Annotated in this window: 18 protein-coding genes and 2 pseudogenes; 6 read left to right on the top strand and 14 right to left on the bottom strand. The window is 70.6% G+C overall.

All coding sequences use genetic code 11. From position 1 onward, the window contains the following. The first annotated feature begins 51 nt into the window (after positions 1–51). From ABZZ38_RS13215 to ABZZ38_RS13230, 4 genes and pseudogenes are all read left to right on the top strand, one after another. Positions 52–1,350, top strand: coding sequence for a cytochrome P450 (locus tag ABZZ38_RS13215; RefSeq protein WP_356738862.1), 1,299 nt, complete (start codon positions 52–54; stop codon positions 1,348–1,350). Positions 1,351–1,354: 4 nt separating this feature from the next. Further along, complete coding sequence (locus ABZZ38_RS13220) at positions 1,355–1,570, top strand: ferredoxin (protein ID WP_356738865.1); 216 nt, start codon at positions 1,355–1,357, stop codon at positions 1,568–1,570. A 217-nt stretch (positions 1,571–1,787) separates the two neighbouring features. Further along, positions 1,788–2,273: pseudogene (locus ABZZ38_RS13225) on the top strand (MMPL family transporter); the annotation flags it as partial. 968 nt (positions 2,274–3,241) lie between these two features. Further along, positions 3,242–4,480, top strand: coding sequence for a PP2C family protein-serine/threonine phosphatase (locus ABZZ38_RS13230; RefSeq protein WP_356738868.1), 1,239 nt, complete (start codon positions 3,242–3,244; stop codon positions 4,478–4,480). Positions 4,481–4,562: 82 nt separating this feature from the next. Here ABZZ38_RS13230 and ABZZ38_RS13235 read toward each other — a convergent pair whose 3' ends face one another. The 8 genes and pseudogenes from ABZZ38_RS13235 to ABZZ38_RS13270 all read right to left on the bottom strand — a co-directional run bounded on the left by ABZZ38_RS13235 (position 4,563) and on the right by ABZZ38_RS13270 (position 12,845). Then, positions 4,563–4,730: a hypothetical protein gene (locus ABZZ38_RS13235; RefSeq protein ID WP_356738870.1), complete on the bottom strand. Its 168-nt coding sequence runs from the start codon at positions 4,728–4,730 to the stop codon at positions 4,563–4,565. Between the two features lie 35 nt (positions 4,731–4,765). Continuing rightward, complete coding sequence (locus ABZZ38_RS13240) at positions 4,766–5,122, bottom strand: PRC-barrel domain-containing protein (RefSeq protein WP_356738872.1); 357 nt, start codon at positions 5,120–5,122, stop codon at positions 4,766–4,768. 605 nt (positions 5,123–5,727) lie between these two features. Then, on the bottom strand, positions 5,728–6,513 hold the full coding sequence (locus ABZZ38_RS13245) for a hemolysin III family protein (protein WP_356738874.1): 786 nt from the start codon (positions 6,511–6,513) through the stop codon (positions 5,728–5,730). Positions 6,514–6,630: 117 nt separating this feature from the next. Then, positions 6,631–7,000: pseudogene (locus ABZZ38_RS13250) on the bottom strand (hypothetical protein); the annotation flags it as partial. Positions 7,001–7,490: 490 nt separating this feature from the next. Then, complete coding sequence (locus tag ABZZ38_RS13255) at positions 7,491–7,898, bottom strand: hypothetical protein (protein ID WP_356738876.1); 408 nt, start codon at positions 7,896–7,898, stop codon at positions 7,491–7,493. A gap of 10 nt (positions 7,899–7,908) precedes the next feature. Further along, positions 7,909–8,439 (bottom strand): hypothetical protein, encoded by a 531-nt coding sequence (locus ABZZ38_RS13260; protein WP_356738878.1) that lies wholly within the window; start codon positions 8,437–8,439, stop codon positions 7,909–7,911. Between the two features lie 959 nt (positions 8,440–9,398). Beyond that, a complete protein-coding gene (locus tag ABZZ38_RS13265) occupies positions 9,399–10,727 on the bottom strand; it encodes a class I SAM-dependent RNA methyltransferase (RefSeq protein ID WP_356738880.1) in 1,329 nt (442 codons plus the stop codon). 69 nt (positions 10,728–10,796) lie between these two features. Next, a complete protein-coding gene (locus tag ABZZ38_RS13270) occupies positions 10,797–12,845 on the bottom strand; it encodes an APC family permease (RefSeq protein ID WP_356738882.1) in 2,049 nt (682 codons plus the stop codon). A gap of 226 nt (positions 12,846–13,071) precedes the next feature. Between ABZZ38_RS13270 and ABZZ38_RS13275 the strand changes: the two genes are divergently transcribed. Continuing rightward, complete coding sequence (locus ABZZ38_RS13275; RefSeq protein WP_356738884.1) at positions 13,072–13,740, top strand: TrkA family potassium uptake protein; 669 nt, start codon at positions 13,072–13,074, stop codon at positions 13,738–13,740. Further along, positions 13,740–14,414, top strand: a complete 675-nt coding sequence (locus ABZZ38_RS13280; protein ID WP_356738886.1) for a TrkA family potassium uptake protein — start codon at positions 13,740–13,742, stop codon at positions 14,412–14,414. The genes ABZZ38_RS13275 and ABZZ38_RS13280 overlap by 1 nt, the downstream gene beginning before the upstream one ends. Positions 14,415–14,734: 320 nt before the next feature. Here the strand turns inward: ABZZ38_RS13280 and ABZZ38_RS13285 are convergent, their stop codons facing one another. The 6 genes from ABZZ38_RS13285 to ABZZ38_RS13310 form a co-directional block, all read right to left on the bottom strand. After that, positions 14,735–15,496, bottom strand: a complete 762-nt coding sequence (locus ABZZ38_RS13285) for a DUF3159 domain-containing protein (protein ID WP_356738889.1) — start codon at positions 15,494–15,496, stop codon at positions 14,735–14,737. Positions 15,497–15,499: 3 nt separating this feature from the next. Further along, a complete protein-coding gene (locus ABZZ38_RS13290) occupies positions 15,500–15,898 on the bottom strand; it encodes an OB-fold nucleic acid binding domain-containing protein (RefSeq protein ID WP_356738892.1) in 399 nt (132 codons plus the stop codon). Between the two features lie 13 nt (positions 15,899–15,911). Then, positions 15,912–16,598, bottom strand: coding sequence for a response regulator (locus ABZZ38_RS13295; RefSeq protein WP_356738894.1), 687 nt, complete (start codon positions 16,596–16,598; stop codon positions 15,912–15,914). Continuing rightward, complete coding sequence (locus tag ABZZ38_RS13300; RefSeq protein WP_356738896.1) at positions 16,595–19,171, bottom strand: sensor histidine kinase KdpD; 2,577 nt, start codon at positions 19,169–19,171, stop codon at positions 16,595–16,597. Before ABZZ38_RS13300 ends, ABZZ38_RS13295 begins: the two co-directional genes overlap by 4 nt. Positions 19,172–19,388: 217 nt before the next feature. Continuing rightward, on the bottom strand, positions 19,389–20,120 hold the full coding sequence (locus tag ABZZ38_RS13305; protein ID WP_356738898.1) for an ABC transporter ATP-binding protein: 732 nt from the start codon (positions 20,118–20,120) through the stop codon (positions 19,389–19,391). An 858-nt stretch (positions 20,121–20,978) separates the two neighbouring features. After that, on the bottom strand, positions 20,979–21,752 hold the full coding sequence (locus tag ABZZ38_RS13310) for a DUF3710 domain-containing protein (protein WP_356738900.1): 774 nt from the start codon (positions 21,750–21,752) through the stop codon (positions 20,979–20,981). Position 21,753: the final 1 nt, after the last annotated feature.

A 21,753-nucleotide genomic window follows, 5' to 3' on the forward strand; every position in this document is an offset into this window, starting at 1 on the left:
TGCCACCGCACGTCACCGTTCACCGCACGTCGCTCTCTCACGGAGGACACCATGCAGCATGAACCGACGACCCGCCCCGAGACCGAGACCGAGTCCGGGACCGGGACCGGGACAGGGACCGGGACCGGGACAGGGACCGGGACCGAGTCCAAGACCGCCGAGCCCGTCACACTTCCCACCCAGCGCGCCGCCGGTTGCCCCTTCGACCCGCCCGCCGGTCTGGCGGAGCTGCGCGACGCGAGCCCGCTCGCGCGGATGACATACCCCGACGGGCACGTCGGCTGGCTGGCCACCGGCTACTCCACGGTCCGCTCGATCCTGGCGGACCCGCGTTTCAGCTCGCGGTACGAGCTGATGCACTACCCCCTCCCCGGCGGGCCCGAGGGCCCGCTGCCGCCCGCCCCGGTCGGCGACATGACCGGGATGGACGCGCCGGAGCACACCCGCTTCCGGCGGCTCCTCATGGGCAGGTTCACCGTCCGCCGGATGCGGCAACTCTCCGACCGGGTCCGGGAGATCACCGCCGAGCACCTGGACGCGATGGAGCGTCGCGGTCCGGGTGCCGACCTGGTCGAGGCGTTAGCCCGCCCCCTCCCCGCGCTGATGATCTGCGAGCTGCTCGGCGTGCCCTACGCCGACCGTGAGCGTTTCCAGGGCCACGCCCACACGATCATGTCCATGGACGTGACGCCCGAGGACCGGTACGCCGCCTTCACCGGACTCCAGGAGTACATGGCCGAGTTGGTCGCCGCCAAGCGCGCCGCACCCTCCGACGACCTGCTCGGCGACCTGGCCCGGGACTCGGACCTCACCGACGAGGAGCTGATCGGCGTCGGGGGCTTCCTGCTCGCCGCCGGGCTCGACACCACCGCCAACATGATCGCCCACGGGACGTTCGCGCTCCTCACCAACCCGGCCCAGGCCGACGCCCTGCGTACGGACCCGGACCTCGCCCCCCAGGCCGTCGAAGAGCTGATGCGCTACCTGACCATCGCCCACACCAGCGTGAAGTCCGCGCTGGAGGACGTCGAGCTGGAGGGCCGGCTCATCAAGGCGGGCGAGAGCGTCACCATCTCGCTGGAAGCCGCCAACCGGGACCCGGAGCGGTTCCCCGACCCCGACGTCCTCGACCTACGCCGCAAGGCCACCGGACACCTGGGCTTCGGACACGGCATCCACCAGTGCCTGGGCCAGCAACTGGCCCGCGTCGAAATGACGGTGGCCCTGCCCGCGCTGCTGAGGCGGTTCCCCACGCTGCGGTTGGACGTGCCGGCCGAGGAGGTGCCGCTGCGGACGGACATGAGCATCTACGGCGTGCACCGGCTGCCGGTCTCCTGGGACGAGAACTGATCCCATGGACGTCCGCGTCGACCGCGACCGCTGCCTGGGGGCCGGCATGTGCGCCCTCAGCGCCCCGCGGGTCTTCGACCAGGACGAGGACGAGGGCCTGGTCACCCTGCTGAACGCCCGGCCGCCGCAGGAGCAGCACGCGGCAGTCCGCGTCGCCGCCGGTGTCTGCCCCGCCGCGGCCATCACCGTCACGGAGCACCACTCCTCCCCCGCCTCGTAGCGGCGGCGGCCTCTCCACGAGCGTCGCCTCCGAGTGACCGCCCCTCCGTGGGCGACTTCCCATCAGCGGCCCTGAGTCATGGCGGTCCCCGAACCCGCCCTTCCTGACGCCGCCGGCTCACCACCGCCCCACGCAGCGCCCACGCCACCGGTTCGGACCTGCGCGTGGTGCCCCTGGTGCCCGATGGGCACCGTTCCTCACCTTCACAGCCCGCCGGCTGGCCGACCTCTTCGGCGTCGACCAGCCGGGCCCGGTCATGAGCACCCTGCCGATCTTCATGATCGGCGTGGTCTTCGGCCTGGTGATGGACTACGAGGTCTTCCTGGTGTCCCGGATGCGTGAGGCGTACGTCCACGGCGCCCGCACGGGCGAGGCGGTCGTCACCGGGTTCCGGTACGGCGGCCGGGTCGTCAGCGCGGCCGCGATCATCATGACCAGCGTGTTCTCCGGCTTCATCGTGGAGGACAACGACTTCGTCAAGATGATCGGCTTCGGCCTCGCCGCGGCTGTCCTCTTCGACGCGTTCGTCGTCCGCATGGCCATCGTGCCCGCCCTGTTCGCCCTGCTCCGCAAGTCCGTCTGGTGGCTGCCGAGGTGGCTCGACCGGCTCCTGCCGAACATCGACGTCGAGGGCGAGAAGCTGACGCACCGGCCCGGGCCGTTCCCGGAGCGCCCCGCACGGGAGAACCACCTCGTGGGCTGACCGCCCAGCCCCCTCCTCAGGTGCCGTTACCGGGGCGGTTCGCCGAGCCGCCGTGACCATCCCGTCCGGAAGGCGGCCGGAGCCCGAATGGCTACACGGAAAGCCGCCCATCAGCACGGCCCGGACGCGGGCCGGCGGGGCGGCTTTCCGGTAAAGACGACCTGCCAGAGGGTACGAGGGGCATGCGTCCACGTGGGTCGCGTGCGTCACGTGCGTCACGTGCGCCAGACATGCGTCAAGACGACGTCGCCCGTCACGCAGGTGGCGCACACACTGTGCGTCCGCTGAAGCCACAGGTCGGTGGCCCCTCTCCACCGGCTCCGGAAGCACCACGCACTCCACGTGATGCGTCATCGGAAAGACGCCCCAAGGGCTGGAGGTGTGAGCATCCGCAGTTCAGGGGGGGCAGGCCCACCTGGGGCCGGGATCTGAGGCGGCCGGAGTGTCAAACGAGCGTCATGGTCACCCAGGCGGAGCGTGCAGGACTTCCCCCACCTGTACGGCTGCCTTCGCCCGCAACAAAGATCCACGGCACCAGAGAGGCGACCACGTTCGCCGACGGCGTCACGCAGCATCACCTCATCGGCCCGATCCAGCAGGCAGCCGGCGAAGGTGCCCAGCACGGGCTCGCAGCATGTGAAGGCCGCAGCAGTCACCACGGGTCGCCGCCGGTACCCGTGTGACATGAACTCCGGTGGGCCGGGCGTCTGCGAGGCCCGGGCGTTCCACACGGCAGCGGCGCCGGACCGTTCGACGTAGCGGTCGGCCGCCAGGCCCATCCCTTCAGGGCCTCTGTGATGCAATGACATCTGCCGGGCACCGGGCCTGGCGCCGGCCCCTCGCCCACCCGGGACGGAGTCCTGAGCGCCAGCGAGCAGCGAGGAGTCACCGTGACCGTATGTGGGCCTGACGGGGACGGTGGGCCGATCAGTCGTACTCCCGAGAACGGCGGTGGCCGGGACAGAGCGGTGACCTTGGCGGGGACACTGGCGGCGGCGGAGACCGCGGCGCCCGTGGAGTCGCTCGACGTGGTCGCGCGCATGCTCAGGGAACACCTCGGGGCCGCGTCGGTGTCGTTTCTGATCACCGACTTCACCGGCGGCTCGGTCGTACGGCTGGGGATGGCGGGCAGCGTCGAGACCGATGAGCCCGCCCGGCGCATCAAGCTGCGGGGCACCCTGTACGACGACGTGATCCGCACCCAGCGGCCGAGTGTGGAGGACAAGGGCGAGGGCGCGCTGGTGCGGATCGTCGCCCCGGTGACCAACCGCGGGGACGCCATCGGGCTCCTGGAACTGTTCCTGCCCGCGGCGCCCGACGCGGAGGTGATGCGGGAGATCGGCGAGACCGCGCACGCCCTGGCGTACATCGTCATCGCGAACCGGTCCTTCACCGACGTGTACCAGTGGGGCCGCCGTACCATGCCGCTGAGCCTGGCCGCGGAAATCCAGCACCGGCTGCTCCCGGAGTCGCTGGCGTGTGAGGCGGCCCAGTTCGCGGTGGCCGGGGCGCTGGAGCCGGCCGACCACGTCGGGGGTGACACCTTCGATTACGTGATCGACCGGGACACGGTCCAGCTCTCCGTCACCGATGCCATGGGGCACGATGTCGACGCCGCGCTGTTGGCCACTCTCCTGGTGGGCGCCCTGCGCCGGGCGCGGCGGGCCGGTGCCGACCTCGTCGAGCAGGCCCGCCAGGCCGACAAGGCCATGCGCGAGCACGGCCGCCAGGGCTACGTCACCGGCCAGCTCCTGCGTATCAGCCTGATCGACGGCAAGACCGAGTTCATCAACGCCGGGCACCCCTGGCCGCTGCGGATGCGGGACGGACAGGTGCGGGAGATCACTCCGAAGATCGATATGCCGTTCGGCTTCCATGCCCCTCACAGCTACCGGGTCCAGTCGCTGGACATGCGGCCGGGCGACCGGCTGGTGATGCTGACCGACGGCATGCTGGAGCGCAACGCCAACAGCCTCGACCTGCCGGATCTGATCGTCCGCACCCGCGCGCTGCATCCCCGTGAGGCCGCCCGCACCCTCATCGCGGCGGTCGTCGACGCCAACCACGGTCACCTGCAGGACGACGCGACCGTCATGTGCCTGGACTGGCACGGCGTCGGCCACTCCCGGCGGGACGCCGACACCGGCGCCGATCTCGCCGACGCCTCCGCCCCGTCGCGGACGGGGCGGACCACTCCTGGGCGATGACGTCAGGCTGCTTCGACACGCCGCTTCGGCCGGCCCGCCCCCGGGCGGGCGAAGCGGGGTGCTCCGCCCCGGGGTGACCGCGTCACCTGGGCAGGCGCCTGCGGCGGCGCCCCAGGCGCAGGCCGAGGAGGACGAAGTCGGCGACCAGAACCACCACACCGATGACCAACAGGTAGAACAGGCCCTTCGCCACCGCTCCGATGATCCCGAGCACGATGGCCACAATGACCAGCAGGAGGAAGAGAGCCATCCGTGTCACCTCAGGGGGGAGTTGGTGGGAAGTCATCAGCGGCGGGCGAGACGGCGCTCGCCGGCCGCACCCGTTCGGTAGCCCAGCTCGTAGTGCGCGAAGACCGTCTTCTCGTCCTCCGCCAGCAGTTCGCCGTCCGTGCCGATCGAGGGCGCTTCCTTGACCTGCTTCTTGTCGTAGGCGACCTTCAGATAACCGGGACCGACCGTCGCGTCACCCAGGGGGACGAACACCAGCCGGCGCCGGGTCGGCAGGCCGACCGTGACCGTCGCGAACGCGGGCTGGTCCGTGGCCGTGTCGACGTAGACCGCCTCCAGGACGCCGATCTTGTGCCGCTCATGGTCGACCACGTCGTGGCCGCGCCACTCCCTGATGTCTTCCGCCTCGAACACGGGGCCCCCTCTGTCGCAGGTCAGCTGAAGGACCGCTGTCTCGTCTCTCCCTCGCTCTTCCCTCCTTACCTGCCTACGGGGCGTCACACCCGTGAAGAGCCACGCGATCAGTGCCTTTCTGATCGGGCGGCGGAAACTCCTTCACCGGGAAGCGCTTGCGCAATCGCCGCTCCCCGCAATACACGCCCAGCCCGATCCCGGTCCCGGTACCGGATCCCGTTGCCGCATGAACCATGGCTGGACGTGCCGCACGCCGAAAGGCACAGCCCACGCTCCAGAGCCGGTGACGTTCGGCCGCCCCAGGACTTGGTAGGACGGCCGGGGAGGAGTTCCGCAGCCTGGCTGACCCGACGTGAGCAGGATCCACGACGCTGCCGACCGGCACGTCCACGACAGCAGCATCCGGCGTATGCCCTACCCGCTCCGGCGATCGGCGGCGCCGGGTTTGCACCTGCCGGCGTGGATACGTTCGCAGGACCAACTCGCGGGCCGGAAGGGCAGACGCTTTCGCGAGTGGCGCGGCGTCTCGGCGCGGTCGCCCGGCCCGTCGCGGACCAGCGCGGCAACGTGTGTGACGAGCGGCTCGAGCCGGAACGCTGTCGCGGTCAGTAGGTGGCCAGGGAGATGGCGATGTAGTGCGCGGCGAAGGCCGCCATGGTCAGCGCGTGGAAGACCTCGTGGAAGCCGAACCAGCGGGGTGAGGGGTCGGGGCGCTGGAGGGCGTAGACCACCGCGCCGGCGCTGTAGAGGAGACCGCCGACAACGATCAGGACGAGTACGGCCGCACCGCCGGTGTGCAGGAAGTCGGGCAGGTAACACACCGGTGCCCAGCCCAGGGCCAGGTAACACGGGGTGTACAACCAGCGCGGAGCTCCGACCCACAGGACCCGGAACACGATGCCGGCCAACGCGCCCGCCCATACGATCCACAGCAGCATGGAGCGCTCGTCCGGCGGGAGGAGAAGCACGGCCAGGGGGGTACAGGTGCCGGCGATGATCAGGAAGATGTTGGCATGGTCGAGACGTCGCAGAAGAGCCTCACCGAGCGGCCCCCAAGTACCGCGGTGGTAGATGGCGCTCGTCGCGAACAGCAGCCACGCGGTGACCGAATACACAGCGCAGGCCAGGACCGCCTGCGGAGTACGGGCCAGACAGATGAGCACGACGCCTGCGATCAGTGCGGCGGGAACCATTCCGGCATGGAGCCAGCCACGCAACCTCGGCTTGATCGGTTCGGCCAGGTCGGCCGCCTTCTCCACCAGAGCAGCAACCGAGTGATCCCTGTCTCCCGCATCGTCACCTTGTGTTCCGCCGGGCAGCCCGTCTTCACGGCGTTCCCCGCGCGCTGAGGCCACGCGGCTGTATTCGACTTCAGCGGCGTCGCGGGACACGGCTTCCCGGCCTCCCTCGGACTCCTGGGCGTCACTGGCAACCATGCGGTCATGCTAGGAGACCTCACCCGGACGGCATCCTGGGAGGTCGGTCTCGAACCCCCGGGCCGGCTGAGCAAGGGCCGTGGCACCACAGCATCGCGTCGATGGCGTACGGGTGGCCGTGGAGGCCGGAAGCCCGCAGCAGAGCTGCGGCCGACTGCGCGATGGCCTGGGGCACCGGCTCCAATCGCAGCCGGGAACAGAGTGCACTTGTGAGCCGCATCGTTGATCCTCGGGTGGATCACCTCAACCAGGACAGACGCCGAAGTGATCATTAGGAGGTCGGCGTCGCGGGTCGCTGTCGGCCACTCGTGCACGTCCCGATCCCGCTGCACGGCCTTGGCCAGGCCCTCGCTGTCAAGTCGACGATCGTCCGAACGGCCGGCGTCCGCCAGGACGGCTTCGGGGTGGCCCTCGGCCGCGTCGCCCTGGTCGGGAGCGGCATGGGCGTCGGCCGGGGATGGGACGGCCTCTTCAGCCGGGCGTACGTCAGGCAGGCGGGTAAGGACCGATGATACGCGGGAGTTCGGAGACGATCAGGAGGCGGAGGGTGACGCCGTGAACAGCCCATCCGTCGACCGGGTCGCCCCGGTCGCCTGCGTACGGGTCGAACGCGTGAGCAACACGGAGAAACCCCGCCAGGAATCACCTGGCGGGGTTTCACCTTCATCGATCCGTCGAAATCACTGTTCGTGCAACGCGACTCGCAGGGAGGCGATCAGATCACCGGCCGACACCTCGACCCAGGCGGCCCCTGGCACCCCAGCACGCATGATTTCGTAACGCTCGCCGTCCAGCTCATGCACCAGAACCTGACGGCTCGTTACGTCCAACGGATCCACACGCAGGCGGACGGCACCGTGCGTAACCGTTGGAAACATATTCCGCACCACCTCATCCGCATGAAGGCGACGCAGAAGGTTCCATTGCCCCCGCTAGAAGTCGGACGACAGAAGGTCGGACCACTGCAGAGAGGTGGGCTCTCCCGTTTCAAGCGCCCTGGCGAATTCTTCGAGCTCCATGAAATCGAATTTCGCCTCCAACTCCTCGAACGGCATACCTTCCCGCCATGCGGCGACCGCCTCCACGAGCAAACCGAGATCGTCCGTCGAGCCGATCTCCCAGGTGAACCCGGGAATGTGGACTGTCACCCGGAACAGGCGCTCCTCGGTCGCAGGATCGACCGACACGTAACCTCTTGCCGTCTCGATCCTGATGACATCGGTGGCCCAGGGCGACAGCCCGATGTCACAACCGCGCCACGTCGCTGCCTCTTTCATGGCTGGTCCAAGGCCACCCGAAGCAGTCAGGTCCGGGTAAAGGTCTTGCCGATGGGTATCCATGTTCGCTTCCTCAGCAGTGGCAGTATCCGATGATCGAGCCTTTCACGGGTGGAAGCTCCCCCTTCAATACCGATAGATCCGGCATATCTGTCGGGGGATCCAGTCGCATGGATCCATCCGGACCTGACGGGGAGTAGAACTTGATCGAATCCCACGGGCGTTGACCATTGGCGAGAGCTCTCGCAATCATGGACATCTCGTAGTCCGTGGCAGCAGCTCCGGCCGCTCCGCCCCTCAGGCCACGCTGGGCCGCCGCCATGAAGCCTTGGAGTTCGTTCAGCCCCGTCATGTTGATGTGCAGCTTCTCGTTGGGGTCGGCGATGGCCATTTCCGCTATCCGGGCGAAGTCCTTCGGGGACGCGTTGGAGAAGGTGGTGAACTTGTTCTCGGGCCTTGCGGCCCACTCGTCGTAGCGGTCCAGGAGGGCTTCCGAGCGACGAGACGAGTGCGGATGGCCAGTCCGTGCGGGATCACCAGTCCCGGTCACGGCGCTGTCCGGTGGTGCTCCTTCACCAGGCAGTTCTGGGCCGTGTCCGATCATGGCGGAGTGGCTGCGCCCTTCCCTCCCCGGACGTGAGGCCGGTCGCGCCGGCCACGGGCAGGTAGGTCGTTACGGTCATCCGGGCCGTCATCGAAGCCCGGCACGCCGGTGCCGCGTCCAACGCGCCCCTCGGCGCCACCCGGCGCGGCTACGACGCGGGCCTGAGGATCCACCTCCAGGAACTCATGGAGGCCGCAGGCCAGTTCGCCGGCGCACCGGAGACCGTGCAGGGCCGGCAGATCGCCGCCCGGCTCACCGCGCTCGGCTGTCAGATCGACTTCCTCACCGCGAAGTGCACGGACGGCCAAGGACCTCGGCGCGACCGTCGCCGACCTGCCGCCGCCCTACGGGTCCGCCCGCGCCCCGCCGTGGACACCACACCACTCACGCCGTCGCCCCGCGCCACCACCAGCACCGTCCGCCACCGCCAGGCCCGCTCGGACCGGAGGCAGCATCGCCTTCGGCGGGCTGCTCAGCGCCCTGTACGGACGCGGCGTGGAGGCGCGCGGCGGGCCCAGTCGAGTACGTCGCGCACTCCGACTCCACACAGAAAGTCCTCCGCTCGGACCAGCCAAGGACGAAGCCGAGGTATGGATCGCCTGGGCGGCCGAGAGTCAGGCGCAACGATCGAACCCGCTCGACGGTTCACCGTTGATGCCGGAAATCCCCGAGCCCCGGGCCGAGGACCTCAAGCCGTTCATGCACGGCTTGAGCCCCTACGGGTCCCCTACTGAGCCCGCTGCCGCAATCAGCGACGGCGGAACGGGCCGATTTTCTCCAAGCCTCCGCAAAGTCAGACCTCGGAAAGTGAGCTCAGCACCCAGCGCGACCTGCACGGTCCCCTACCTGACGCCACGCCAGATCGAGCGTCATTTGAGCGTCACGAGCGTCATCCCAGCGTCAAGATATCGCCCGTAACGCCCACAGTGCACATAACGCACACTCGGAAAACCAGCGGGTCAGGCGCCCTTTGCGGCAGGCTCCAGGATCGCCACGCACTCCACGTGGTGCGTCATCGGGAACAGGTCGAACGCCCGCAGCGTCCGCGGCCTGTAGCCGTTCTCGGCGAAGTAGGCGAGGTCCCGCGCCAGGGCCGCCGGGTCGCAGGCGACGTAGGCGATCCTCCGCGCGCCCAGCGTGGCCAAGTGCTTGACCGTCTGCTTGCCGGCGCCCGCGCGGGGCGGGTCCAGGACGATCAGGTCGACCTCGGTGATCCCCGTGCGCGGCAGGGCCTGTTCCACCTTGCCCTGTTCGATGCGGACGCGGTCGAAGTGCTGGAGGTTGTGGCGGGCGTCCTCCACCGCGCGCTTGCCCGACTCGATGCCGAGCACCGCGCCCTTGTCGCCCACGCGGTCGGCGAGCGCGCCCGCGAAGAGGCCGACACCGCAGTACAGGTCCAGCGCGGTGTCACCCTTGCGGGGCAGCAGGCCCTGCATCACGGCGCGCACGAGGGTGTCGGCGGCCTTCGGGTGGACCTGCCAGAAGCCGCCGTTGCCCACGCGGTACGTGCGGTCGTCGGCGCGTTCGCGGACGAACGGGCGGCCGTGCACGCGGTGGACACCGCCGTCCTTCTCGTCCACGCGCAGGACCGAGACCGGCTTGTCCAGCTCGACGATCGGCAGTCGGGCGCCCGGGCGCGGGGTGAGGACGACCTGGCGGTCGCCGGAGCCGGTGGCGGCGATGGCCTCGATGGACGCCATGCCCTCCCAGTTCCGCTGCTCGATGCCGAGCTCGCTCACGCCGGGCGCGGCGATCAGGCAGCGGTCGATCGGCTGCACCTCGTGCGAGCGGTGCTTGCGCAGGCCCGCGTGGCCCTCGACGTCGACCGCGTACTGGACGCGGGTCCGCCAGGCCGGCACCTCGCCCGCCGGGACCTTGTCGCCCTCGGCCGGCATGACCGTGCCGTCCCAGCCGGCCTCCTCGGGCGTCAGGCCCGCGAGCCGCTTCAGCTGCTCGGCGATCACCTCGCCCTTGAGTCGGCGCTGCGCACCGGGCTTGGCGTGCTGCCAGTCGCAGCCGCCGCACTTGCCGGGACCGGCGTACGGGCAGGGCGCCTCGACCCGGTCCTTGGACGCCTCCAGGACGCGTACGGCGTCGGCGCGCAGGAAGCGCGCGTCCGCGGCGCCCTCGGTGACGCGGGCGACGACCTTCTCGCCGGGCAGCGCGTGCCGGACGAAGAGGACGCGGCCCTCGTCGGTGCGGGCGATGCAGTGGCCGCCGTGCGCCACGGGACCGACCTCGACCTCGTACTCCTCCCCGATCAGCGAAGAATCAGGTGCGTTCTGCATGACGGGGTGACTCCAGAGGTGAGACGGGGCTGCCGGGGTGGCAGCCCACCAGTCTACGTGGCCCGGAGGTCAGCTCTTCGCAGTCGGCTCCTTCGGGCGCTCGGTGACGGGGCCGCGGCGCACCGAGCCGGGGGCGTTCCAGTCCTGGCGCTTCTTCGCCCGCTTCTTCGCCAGCTCCGAGGACTGGAGCTGGTACGGCACCGAGGTCACCATCACGCCCGGCGTGAACAGCAGCCGGCCCTTGAGGCGCAGGGCGCTCTGGTTGTGGAGCAGGTGCTCGTACCAGTGGCCGACCACGTACTCCGGGATGATCACGCTGACCGCGTCGCGCGGGCTCTCCCGCCGGATGTTCTTGACGTACTCGATGACGGGCCGCGTCACCTCGCGGTACGGGGAGTCGAGGATCTTCAGCGGTACGTTGATGCCGCGCCGCTCCCACTCGGCCTTCAGCGCCTTCGTCTCGGCCGGGTCGACGTTGATGCTGAGCGCCTCCAGCTTGTCCGAGCGCATCAGCTTGGCGTACGCGACGGCGCGCAGCGTCGGCCGGTGCACCTTGGAGACCAGGACGATGGAGTGCACGCGGGACGGGCGGACGGTGTCGTCGCTCGGCTCGTCGGGCGCGGCGATCTCGTCCGCCACCCGGTCGTAGTGCTTACGGATCGCGGTCATCGTCCCGTAGAAGATGACCATGCCGAGCAGGGCGACCCAGGCGCCGTGCGTGAACTTGGTCGCGAGGACGACGACCAGCACCAGGCCGGTGAAGAACGCGCCGAAGGTGTTGATCGCGCGGGAGCGGATCATGCGGCGGCGGGCGGGCGGGTCGGTCTCGGTCCTCAGGTGGCGGTTCCAGTGCCGGACCATGCCGGTCTGGCTGAGCGTGAAGGAGACGAAGACGCCGACGATGTAGAGCTGGATCAGCCTGGTGGAGTCGGCCCCGTACAGCCAGACCAGGAGGATGGCCGCGCCGGCGAGGAGCACGATGCCGTTGGAGAAGGCGAGCCGGTCGCCGCGGGTGTGCAGTTGGCGCGGCAGGTAGCGGTCCTGGGCGAGGATCGATCCGAGGAGCGGGAAGCCGTTGTACGCGGTGTTCGCGGCGAGGAAGAGGACGAGCGCGGTGGCGGCGGCGAGCAGGATGAAGAAGAACGTGCCCTGGCCGAAGACGGCGGCGGCGACCTGCGAGATCACGGGGTTCTGGACGTAGTCCGGGCCGACCGGCACACCGTCGCGGAGCAGGTCGTGCGCGGGCTGCTCGGCCATCTTCACGTCGGTGGCCATGGCCAGGCCGATGATGCCGCAGAACATGGTGACGGCCAGGCCGCCCATGAGGGCGAGGGTCGTGGCGGCGTTCCTGCTCTTGGGCTTGCGGAAGGCGGGTACGCCGTTGCTGATCGCCTCGACGCCGGTGAGCGCGGCGCAGCCGGAGGAGAAGGCGCGCAGGAGGAGGAAGACGAGTGCGAAGCCCGCCAGTCCCTGGTGCTCGGGCTTGATCTCGAAGTCGGCGGTGGGGGCCTTCATGGTGTCGTCAAGGACGAGTCCCTTGAACGCACCGTACATGATCATGATGAAGACGCCGGCGACGAATACGTAGGTGGGGATCGCGAAGAGCTTGCCCGACTCCTTGACTCCCCGCAGGTTCATGAGCGTGAGGAGCAGGATTATGACGATGGCGCTCAGGACCTTGTGTTCGACCACGAACGGGACGGCCGAGCCGAGGTTCTCCACTCCGGAGGAGATGGAGACGGCGACGGTCAGGACGTAGTCGACGAGCAGCGCGCTGGCGACGGTGAGTCCGGCCTTCGGGCCGAGGTTGGTGTTGGCGACTTCGTAGTCACCGCCGCCGCTGGGATAGGCGTGGACGTTCTGCCGGTAGGAGGCGACGACCGTGAACATCAGGACCACGACGGCGAGCGCGATCCAGGGGCTGAAGTGGTACGCCGACACACCCGCGATGGACAGGACCAGCAGGACCTCGCCCGGCGCGTACGCCACGGAGGAGAGCGGGTCGGAGGCGAAGACGGGGAGCGCGATGCGCTTGGGAAGGAGTGTTTCTCCCAGCCTGTCGCTGCGCAGAGCCCGGCCGATCAGGATCCGTTTGGGCACGTCGGTCAGTTTGGACACGCAGAGGATCGTAAGCGTTCGAAAAGGGACGCGCCCACCCACCACCCCCCACCGCCACGGAATCTCTCCTTGTCGTACTCCTGCGCCGATGCGGGCAAGGGGACCTTGGCGGCATAAGCTCGTCATCAGGCAACACCGCACCGCAGGCTGAGAGAGAGAAGTGAGCAGGGTGTTTACGCAGGTCGGCACCGTCGGCAGAGTCACCAGGAGTGCGGGGTAACCGGACGTGCACATCGTCATCATGGGCTGCGGGCGAGTGGGAGCCGCTCTCGCGCAGACCTTGGAACAGCAGGGGCACACGGTCGCCGTCGTCGACCAGGACCCCACGGCGTTCCGGCGCCTGGGAGCGGGGTTCGGCGGGCGGCGCGTCACGGGTGTCGGGTTCGACCAGGACACCCTGCGTGAGGCGGGCATCGAGGAGGCCGGGGCGTTCGCCGCGGTGAGCAGCGGTGACAACTCCAACATCATCGCGGCGCGGGTGGCGCGCGAGATGTTCGGCATCGAGAACGTCGCGGCGCGGATCTACGACCCCCGGCGCGCCGAGGTGTACCAGCGGCTGGGCATCCCCACGGTCGCCACGGTCCGATGGACGGCCGACCAGATGCTGCGGCGGCTGCTGCCGTCCGGCGCGGAGCCGCTGTGGCGGGACCCGAGCGGCGGGGTGCAGCTCGCGGAGGTGCACACGTCGCCGGCGTGGATCGGGCACAAGATCAGCCGGCTGCAGGAGGAGACGGGCGTCCGCGTGGCGTTCCTCACCCGCCTGGGCGAGGCGGTCCTGCCGACGTCGCAGACCGTGCTGCAGGAGGGCGACCTCGTCCACGTGATGATGCGGACGGATGAGATCGAGAAGGTCGAGGCGGCCTTCGCGGAGGGCCCTGAGGAGGGCGGTCACTGATGCGCGTCGCTATCGCGGGCGCCGGCGCGGTGGGCCGTTCCATCGCGGGCGAGCTGCTGGAGAACGGGCACGAGGTGCTCCTGATCGACAAGGCGCCGACCGCCATCTCGGTCGAGCGGGTGCCGCAGGCGGAGTGGCTGCTGGCCGACGCCTGTGAGATCACCTCGCTGGACGAGGCGGCGCTCCAGCGCTGCAACGTGGTCATCGCGGCAACGGGCGACGACAAGGTGAACCTGGTCGTCTCGCTGCTCGCGAAGACCGAGTACGGGGTCCCCCGGGTGGTCGCCCGGGTCAACAACCCGAAGAACGAGTGGCTGTTCACCGAGGCCTGGGGCGTGGACGTCGCCGTCTCCACGCCGCGCCTGATGTCCGCGCTGGTGGAGGAGGCGGTGAGCGTCGGCGACCTCGTACGGCTGCTGCGCTTCAGCCACGGCGACGCGAACCTGGTCGAGCTGACGCTGCCTCCGGAGTCGGCGATCGCCGGTACGTCGGTGGGCGATGTGGCATGGCCGCAGGACACCTCGCTGGTGACGATCATCCGCGGCTCCCGGGTCCTGACCCCGAGCCCGGAGGAAACCCTGGAGGCGGGCGACGAGCTGTTGTTCGTGGCGGCCCAGGCCCGCGAGGAGCAGCTGGAGGACCTGCTGTCGGTCCGCCAGGGCACGGCCGGCTGACGCACGACGCCGACACCGACACCGACGCGCTGGTGCGCGCGAGAGGGCCCGGGGACCAGGTGCTGGTCCCCGGGCCCGTTTCTGTCGCGGGAGGGGGCGGGCGCTGCCGGTGGGGTGCGCGGGCGCCGGCGAAGGGGCTCGAAGGGACGCGCGCGGGGCCCGCACTGTCAGGGGCGATCGGCGGGCCCGCACCGTAAAGCGGGCTCGAAGGGGGCGCGCGGGCGCCCGGCGAGGGGCTCGACGGCTCCTCCCCCACCCGGGGGCCGGCGACGCCGCGCGCGGACCGGGCCGCCCCCGGAAGGGCGGCCGGGTGGCCCGGGTCAGGCCTCCGGGCTGTGGGGGTGCGGGGCCGTGGCCGCCGCGGCCTTGCGGGCCTTCTCCGCCGCTTCCTCCGCCTCCATCTCCGCGAACACGTCGATCGGCGGCGGCGCCTTGGCCAGGAAGACCCAGGTCAGATACACCGCCAGCAGGAACGGCGGGATCTTCAGCGCGATCAGCACCCAGCCGAGCTGGGTCGTGTCGGCCCACCAGTACAGCGGGAAGAGGATCGCGCACTTGGCGAGCAGGATCAGGCCCCACGCCCAGCTGGCCTTCGCGTACGCCTTCTTCCGGCCGGGGTTACGAGTGCGCCAGGAGAGGTTCTCCTTGAACACCGGGCCGAGGATCAGGCCGATCAGCGGCACGCCCGCCAGCGTCGTGGCGATGTACGCGACGCCCAGGCCCAGCGTGTACAGCATGCCCGGGAGGTAGAAGTCCTTGGCGTTGCCGGTCATCATCGCGAAGACCACACCGAAGGCGACGCCGAAGACGCCGCTGAAGGCGTGCTTCACCGTGTCCCGGCGGACCAGCCGGACGGCGACGAGCAGCAGGGACACCGCCAGCGCCGCGATGGCGGAGAGGTGCAGGTCCTTGTTGATCGTGTAGATCGTGACGAAGAGCAGTCCGGGGAGGACCGTCTCCACCATGCCCCGTACGCCGCCGAAGGCGTCGAACAGCGCGGCTTCGGTCACGGCTTTCGTGTCGTGGGCGCCCTGGGCGTCCTGGTCGCTGCTGGTCGGCGTCGGCTTGTCGAGGGACGTCACCGGCTACTCCTGTCCGAGTGGTCGGAGTTCGTATTTCGGATTGAAGAGGACCCTGCGGCCGTGGCTCATGGAGATCCGGCCGGAGGCGATGAGCCTGCGGCCGGGCTCTATGCCCACGATGGATCGCCGGCCCAGCCACACCATGTCCAGCGGAGCCGTGCCGTCGAAGAGCTCGGCCTCCAGCGCCGGCACGCCGGCCCGTGGACGCAGGGTGACCGTCCGCAAGGTACCAGTGACCGTGACGATCTGCCGATCGGCGCAGTCGGAGATGGGGGTGCACCCGGAAGCCTGCGCATCCTCCTGCAGCTCTTCCGACTCCAGGTCACCCTGGGAGCTGGACAGCCGGTCGATCATGCGGCGGAAGCGTCCGGCCGGCTTGTCTGTACGCGGTGCGGCACTCATACAGAAAGCCTACCTAGCGCTCGAAGCGGTATCCCATGCCCGGTTCGGTGATGAAGTGGCGCGGGTGGGACGGGTCCGCCTCCAGCTTCCGGCGCAGCTGCGCCATGTAGACCCGCAGGTAGTTGGTCTCGGTGCCGTACGACGGTCCCCAGACCTCCTGGAGCAGCTGTTTCTGGCTGACGAGGCGGCCCCCGTTGCGTACGAGGACTTCGAGCAGGTGCCACTCGGTCGGGGTCAGCCGGACGTCGCGGCCGTCGCGGTTGACCTTCTTCGCCGCCAGGTCGACGGTGAACCCCTCGGTGCGGACCACGACCACGTCACCCTCGCCGCCGCCGACCGGCTCGGCCCTGCGCACGGCGGCGCGCAGCCGTGCCAGCAACTCGTCCATGCCGAACGGCTTGGTGACGTAGTCGTCGGCGCCGGCGTCCAGCGCCTCGACCTTCTCGTCGGAGGTGTGGCGGGCGGAGAGCACGAGGATCGGTACGCGGGTCCAGCCCCGCAGGCCCTTGATGACGTCGACACCGTCCATGTCGGGCAGGCCGAGGTCCAGGACGATCACGTCGGGGTGGCGGGCGGCGGCCAGTTCGAGCGCGGTCGCGCCGTCGGGCGCGGCGTCGACGTCGTACTCGCGTGCCTTCAGGTTGATCACGAGGGCGCGTACGATCTGCGGCTCGTCGTCGACCACGAGCACCCGCGTCATGAGGGGCCTGCTTTCTCTCGGGAGGGTGGGGTGGTGGGAGGCGCGGCGCCGGTCGCCGCCTTGAGCGTGAGGACCATGGTCAGTCCGCCGCCGGGCGTGTCCTCGGCGGTGATGGTGCCGTCCATGGCCTCGACGAAGCCACGGGCGACGGCGAGGCCGAGTCCGACCCCGGAGCCGCGCGGCGCGTCGCCGAGGCGCTGGAAGGGTTCGTAGATCCGTTCCTTGCCGTCGTCGGGGACGCCGGGTCCGCGGTCCACGACCCGTAGCTCCACGCGCCCGCCGAGCGTGGATGCGGAGGCGACGACGGGCGTGCCGGCGGGGCTGTACTTGACGGCGTTCTCGACGATGTTGGCGACGGCCCGCTCCAGCAGGCCCTTGTCGACCGAGACCATCGGGAGGCTTTCGGGGATGTCCAGCTCGACGCTGCCGTCGGGGACGCCGCCGAGCGCCATCGGGACGACCTCGTCGAGGTCGACGGCGCGGATGAGCGGGGTGACGGTGCCGGTCTGGAGGCGGGACATGTCGAGGAGGTTGCCGACGAGGTGGTCGAGCCGGTCGGCGCCGTCCTCGATGCCCGCGAGGAGCTCCGCCCGGTCCTCCTCGGACCATTGGACGTCGTCCGCGCGCAGGGAGCTGACGGCTGCCTTGATGCCGGCGAGCGGCGTGCGCAGGTCATGGCTGACGGCCGCCAGCAGCGACGTGCGGATCTTGTTGCGTTCGGCGAGCCCGCGGGCTTCCTCGGCCTCGCCGACGAGGCGCTGCCGGTCCAGTACGACGGCGGCCTGGGCGGCGAAGGCGCCCAGCACACGGCGGTCCTCGGCGGGCAGGACCCGGCCGGTGAGCGCGAGCGCCATGTGGTCGCCGACGGGCATGTCGACGTCCGCCTCTTCGGGCCGGGCCGCGGGCGTCGGCCCGACACTGGCCGCGCGGGTCCACGGCTCGACGTCGCTCGCCCGCTCCAGCAGGGCCACCGATTCCATGGAGAAGGTCTCGCGGACCCGCTCCAGCAGGGTGTCCAGCACGGTCTCTCCCCCGTGCTGCGCCGCCGGGACCCCCACCCGCAGCACGCTGCCGGCCAGGAAGGACAGCACCTCGGACTCGGCGCGCAGCCGGGCCGCCTGGTGGGTGCGGCGGGCGGCCAGGTCCACGACCGAGGCGACCGAGACGGCGACCCCGAAGAAGACCGCGATCGCGACGATGTTCCTGGGGTCGGCGATCGTGAACCGGTGCAGGGGCGGGGCGAAGAACCAGTTGAGGAGCAGGGAGCCGAAGGCGGCGGAGGCGAGGGACGGGTACAGGCCGCCGAGCAGCGCGGACGCGACGGTCAGTGACAGGAACAGCAGCATGTTGTTGGCGAGGCCGAGGTCGGCGTCGACATGCCTGAGCAGCAGGGTGAGGAGGGCCGGACCGGCCACACCGGTCATCCAGCCCCAGATGATGCGGGAGCGGCCGAGGCGGGCGCCGCGGGCCACGGGCAGCCCCCGGCCCTTGGCGACGGCCTCGTGGGTGACGATGTGGACGTCGAGGTCCGGCCCGGAATCGCGGGCGACGGTGGCGCCGACGCCCGGCCCGAAGACGTACTGCCAGGTCTTGCGACGGCTGGAGCCGAGCACGATCTGGGTGGCGTTGACGCCACGTGCGAATTCGAGCAGCGCGGAGGGGACGTCGTCGCCTATGACGTGGTGGAAGGAGCCGCCGAGGTCCTCGACCAGGGTGCGCTGGACGGCGAGCTCCTTGGGCGACGCGGAGGTCAGGCCGTCGCTGCGGGCGATGTAGACGGCGAGGACCTCGCCGCCCGCGCCCTTCTCGGCGAGACGGACGGCCCGGCGGATCAGGGTGCGGCCCTCGGGCCCCCCGGTGAGACCGACGACGATGCGCTCGCGGGCCTGCCAGGTGGAGCGGATGTTGTGCTCGCCCCTGTACTGCCGCAGGTGTTCGTCGACGCGGTCGGCGGTCCACAGGAGGGCCAGTTCCCGCAGGGCGGTGAGGTTGCCGGGGCGGAAGTAGTTGGAGAGGGCGGCGTCGACCTTGTCGGGTGTGTAGATGTTGCCGTGGGCCATGCGGCGGCGCAGGGCCTGGGGTGACATGTCGACCAGTTCGATCTGGTCGGCGTGGCGGACGATCTCGTCGGGGACGGTCTCCCGCTGGCGTACGCCGGTGATGGACTCGACGACGTCGCCGAGCGATTCGAGGTGCTGGATGTTGAGGGTCGATATGACGTCGATGCCGGCGGCGAGCAGCTCTTCGACGTCCTGCCAGCGCTTGGCGTTGCGCGAGCCGGGGACGTTGGTGTGGGCGAGCTCGTCGACGAGCGCGACGGCGGGGCGGCGCTCCAGGACGGCGTCGACGTCCATCTCGGTGAACCGGCCGCCCCGGTGCTCGATGGTGCGGCGCCGTATCTGTTCGAGTCCGTGCAGCAGTACTTCGGTACGGGGCCGGCCGTGGTGCTCGACGAAGGCCACGGCGCAGTCGGTGCCGCGTTCGACGCGGCGGTGCGCTTCGGCGAGCATCGCGTACGTCTTGCCGACGCCCGGTGCCGCACCGAGGTAGATCCGTAGCTTGCCGCGTCCCATGGCCCCGCTGACTGCGTCTTCACGTGTTGTTCGCTTGCTTGTGCGTCGACCTTACGGCCGAGGACATCGGCCCATCGGACCGGAGGGCCTGTTCCCGGGTCCTCTTGACGGGATTCTGATGCGGGCGGGAGGGAGGGAGGCGGGGCCTACCGGGGCATGGCCGGCGGGTGCGGCGCGTGTGCCTTCGCCGGCTTCGCCAACCGCCGTGCCATGGTCGTCAGTGCTCGGTGAGCTCGCCGTCACCCAGCTCCAGGACGCGGTCCGCGAGGTCCAGGAGCTGTGCGTCGTGCGTCGCCACCAGGGCGGTGACGCCCTCGCTGCGGACGACCGCGCGCAGCAGCTCCATCACCGCGAGACCGGTCTCCGCGTCGAGCCGGCCCGTCGGCTCGTCGGCTATCAGCAGGGAGGGCTGGTTCGCGAGCGCGCGGGCTATCGCCACGCGCTGCTGCTGGCCTCCGGACAGCTCCCCGGGGCGCTGCGCCGCGTGGTCGGCGAGACCCACCAGGGCGAGGAGGAGCTCCACCCGTTCCTCGCGCTCTCGCGGGTCCGCTTCGCGCAGCCGCATCGGTACGCCCACGTTCTCGGCGGCCGTCAGAATGGGGATCAACCCGAACGACTGGAAGATGAAGCCGATCCGGTCGCGCCGCAGCTCCAGCAGCCGCTTCTCGCCCAGGTCGGCGAGGTCGAGGCCGTCGATGGAGATCCGGCCCAGGTCGGGCACGTCCAGGCCGCCGACGAGGTTGAGCAAGGTGGTCTTGCCGGAACCGGATCGGCCCTTGAGCGCGACGAGCTCGCCATGCCCAATCTCGAACGAAACGCCGCGCAGCGCGTGGACGGCGGCGGCCCCCGTCCCGTACGACCGATGCACGTCCTCCACGCGCACCATGGGCGCGCGTCCTTCGGCGACCGCTGTCGCGGCGGCCCCGCCATCACGCACGTGCTCGCTCATGCGTTTCCCCCCGTCGATCCCCCGGTTACTCCGCGCTGTCAGTATGTGCGGCTCCGATTGCGCGCGGCAACGCCTGTGGATAACTCGACGCGTCGGCGGAATACGGCCTGCTGGGGGCGGGGGGCGGGGGGCGGAACGGGGTCGGCGGAGTGGTGACGCCAACGCCCTGTCCATGGTCACCGGTCACCGGTCACCGACGACTGCTTCTTACCGCCGCCCGGCGGTCAGTCCGCCACTCCGGCGGACGCCGAGCGTCGGCCGATGTGTGCCGCCGGGCGTCGGTCGGCAAGGCGGTCAAGGACACCAAGGGCGGTTCCGGCTGCTTGCCGGTTCGTCGGTGTGGCTTACGGTGCGGCTTGGCGCGGTGCCTGATCGCCAGCGCCGACGGGCGGCGCCGTCGGGCGACGCCCACCGCCGGTGACCGGCGCGGCGTCGGCCGGAACCGGACCGCCGACGCCCACGGCGGTTACCGGACGCCCGACCACGCCGACCCGGCGGAGAGCAGCGCCCGCGTCCGTACGCGAAGATCAGCGCCCACCGGCGCGGGACGCCCGCGCTCGCCGACAGGCAGGCAGGCAGGCAGGCAGGCAGGCGAACGGAATGCACGCCGGGGCCGACCGACAGCAGCGGCCGGCACACGCGGACAGCCGACTCCTACGCGCCCCAGCCCAACGGGCGTCCGGGTCAGTCAACCCAGGGCACCCGGCGAGAACCGGCGCCCGACGACAACAGCCGCCGCCCACACCGCGCCCCGGCGCGCAGGCGTTCAGGGGCAGCCGACTCCTACGCGCCCCGGCGCAACGGGCGTCCCGGATCAGCCGACCCGGGGCACCCGGCGAGAACCGGGGCCCGCCGGGGTCAGCGGACCTCGGTGATCTCCGGGCCCCGCTGCAACTGGCCCATACCGCCCGAGAAGCGCGAGCCCTCCTGCTCCTCCTGCTGCACACCCTCGGGCACCATCTGCGCGTCGTTCGGCAGCTTCAGGACGATCGGGTCACGCGGCGCCATCGGCCCCTCGCCCCGTACGACCACGGTGTCGCGGAAGATCTGCTCCAGCAGCCCGGCGGCCTGCGGCTGCACCGCGCCCTGGCCCGAGATGACACCGCGCAGGAACCAGCGCGGCCCGTCCACGCCGACGAAGCGCACCAGCTGCACACCGCCGGTGCCGTCCGGCAGCTGCACCGGGACCTGGGCGCGCAGCTCCCAGCCGAGCGGGCCCTCGACCTCGTCGATGATGCCGCCCTGCTGCGTGATCCCGGAGGCGATCTCCTCGCGGACCTCGCCCCAGATGCCTTCCTTCTTCGGCGCCGCGAACGCCTGCAGCTGGATGGCGCTGTCACGCAGCACCACCGTCGCGGCGACGATCGCGTCGCCCGCGACCTCCACGCGCAGCTCCATGCCCTCGACGCCGGGCACGAACATGCCGCCCAGGTCGACGCGGCCCTCCTCGGGCCGGGAGACCTCGGAGACGTCCCAGGGCCCGTCGGGCCGGGGCGCCGGCGGAAGGTTCACCCGGCGCGGCTCGTCCTGCGCCGCGTCGTCGGTGTCGACCTCGTCGACGACCTGCTCGGCCTCGCGCGCCACGTCCGCTGCGTCCCCAGCGGGACTGCTCTTCTTGCGACGTCCGAACACG

Origin of the sequence: Streptomyces sp. NPDC006368 (genome assembly GCF_040612535.1) — a bacterium.
GTDB lineage: Bacteria > Actinomycetota > Actinomycetes > Streptomycetales > Streptomycetaceae > Streptomyces.

Bases quoted from the DNA above. Each gene is read 5' to 3' on its own strand.
- ABZZ38_RS13215 (WP_356738862.1), top strand. From the start codon at position 52: ATGCAGCATGAACCGACGACCCGCCCCGAGACCGAGACCGAGTCCGGG.
- ABZZ38_RS13220 (WP_356738865.1), top strand. From the start codon at position 1,355: ATGGACGTCCGCGTCGACCGCGACCGCTGCCTGGGGGCCGGCATGTGC.
- ABZZ38_RS13235 (WP_356738870.1), bottom strand. From the start codon at position 4,730: ATGGCTCTCTTCCTCCTGCTGGTCATTGTGGCCATCGTGCTCGGGATC.
- ABZZ38_RS13255 (WP_356738876.1), bottom strand. From the start codon at position 7,898: ATGGATACCCATCGGCAAGACCTTTACCCGGACCTGACTGCTTCGGGT.
- ABZZ38_RS13260 (WP_356738878.1), bottom strand. From the start codon at position 8,439: ATGATCGGACACGGCCCAGAACTGCCTGGTGAAGGAGCACCACCGGAC.
- ABZZ38_RS13265 (WP_356738880.1), bottom strand. From the start codon at position 10,727: ATGCAGAACGCACCTGATTCTTCGCTGATCGGGGAGGAGTACGAGGTC.
- ABZZ38_RS13280 (WP_356738886.1), top strand. From the start codon at position 13,740: ATGCGCGTCGCTATCGCGGGCGCCGGCGCGGTGGGCCGTTCCATCGCG.
- ABZZ38_RS13290 (WP_356738892.1), bottom strand. From the start codon at position 15,898: ATGAGTGCCGCACCGCGTACAGACAAGCCGGCCGGACGCTTCCGCCGC.
- ABZZ38_RS13295 (WP_356738894.1), bottom strand. From the start codon at position 16,598: ATGACGCGGGTGCTCGTGGTCGACGACGAGCCGCAGATCGTACGCGCC.
- ABZZ38_RS13300 (WP_356738896.1), bottom strand. From the start codon at position 19,171: ATGGGACGCGGCAAGCTACGGATCTACCTCGGTGCGGCACCGGGCGTC.
- ABZZ38_RS13305 (WP_356738898.1), bottom strand. From the start codon at position 20,120: ATGAGCGAGCACGTGCGTGATGGCGGGGCCGCCGCGACAGCGGTCGCC.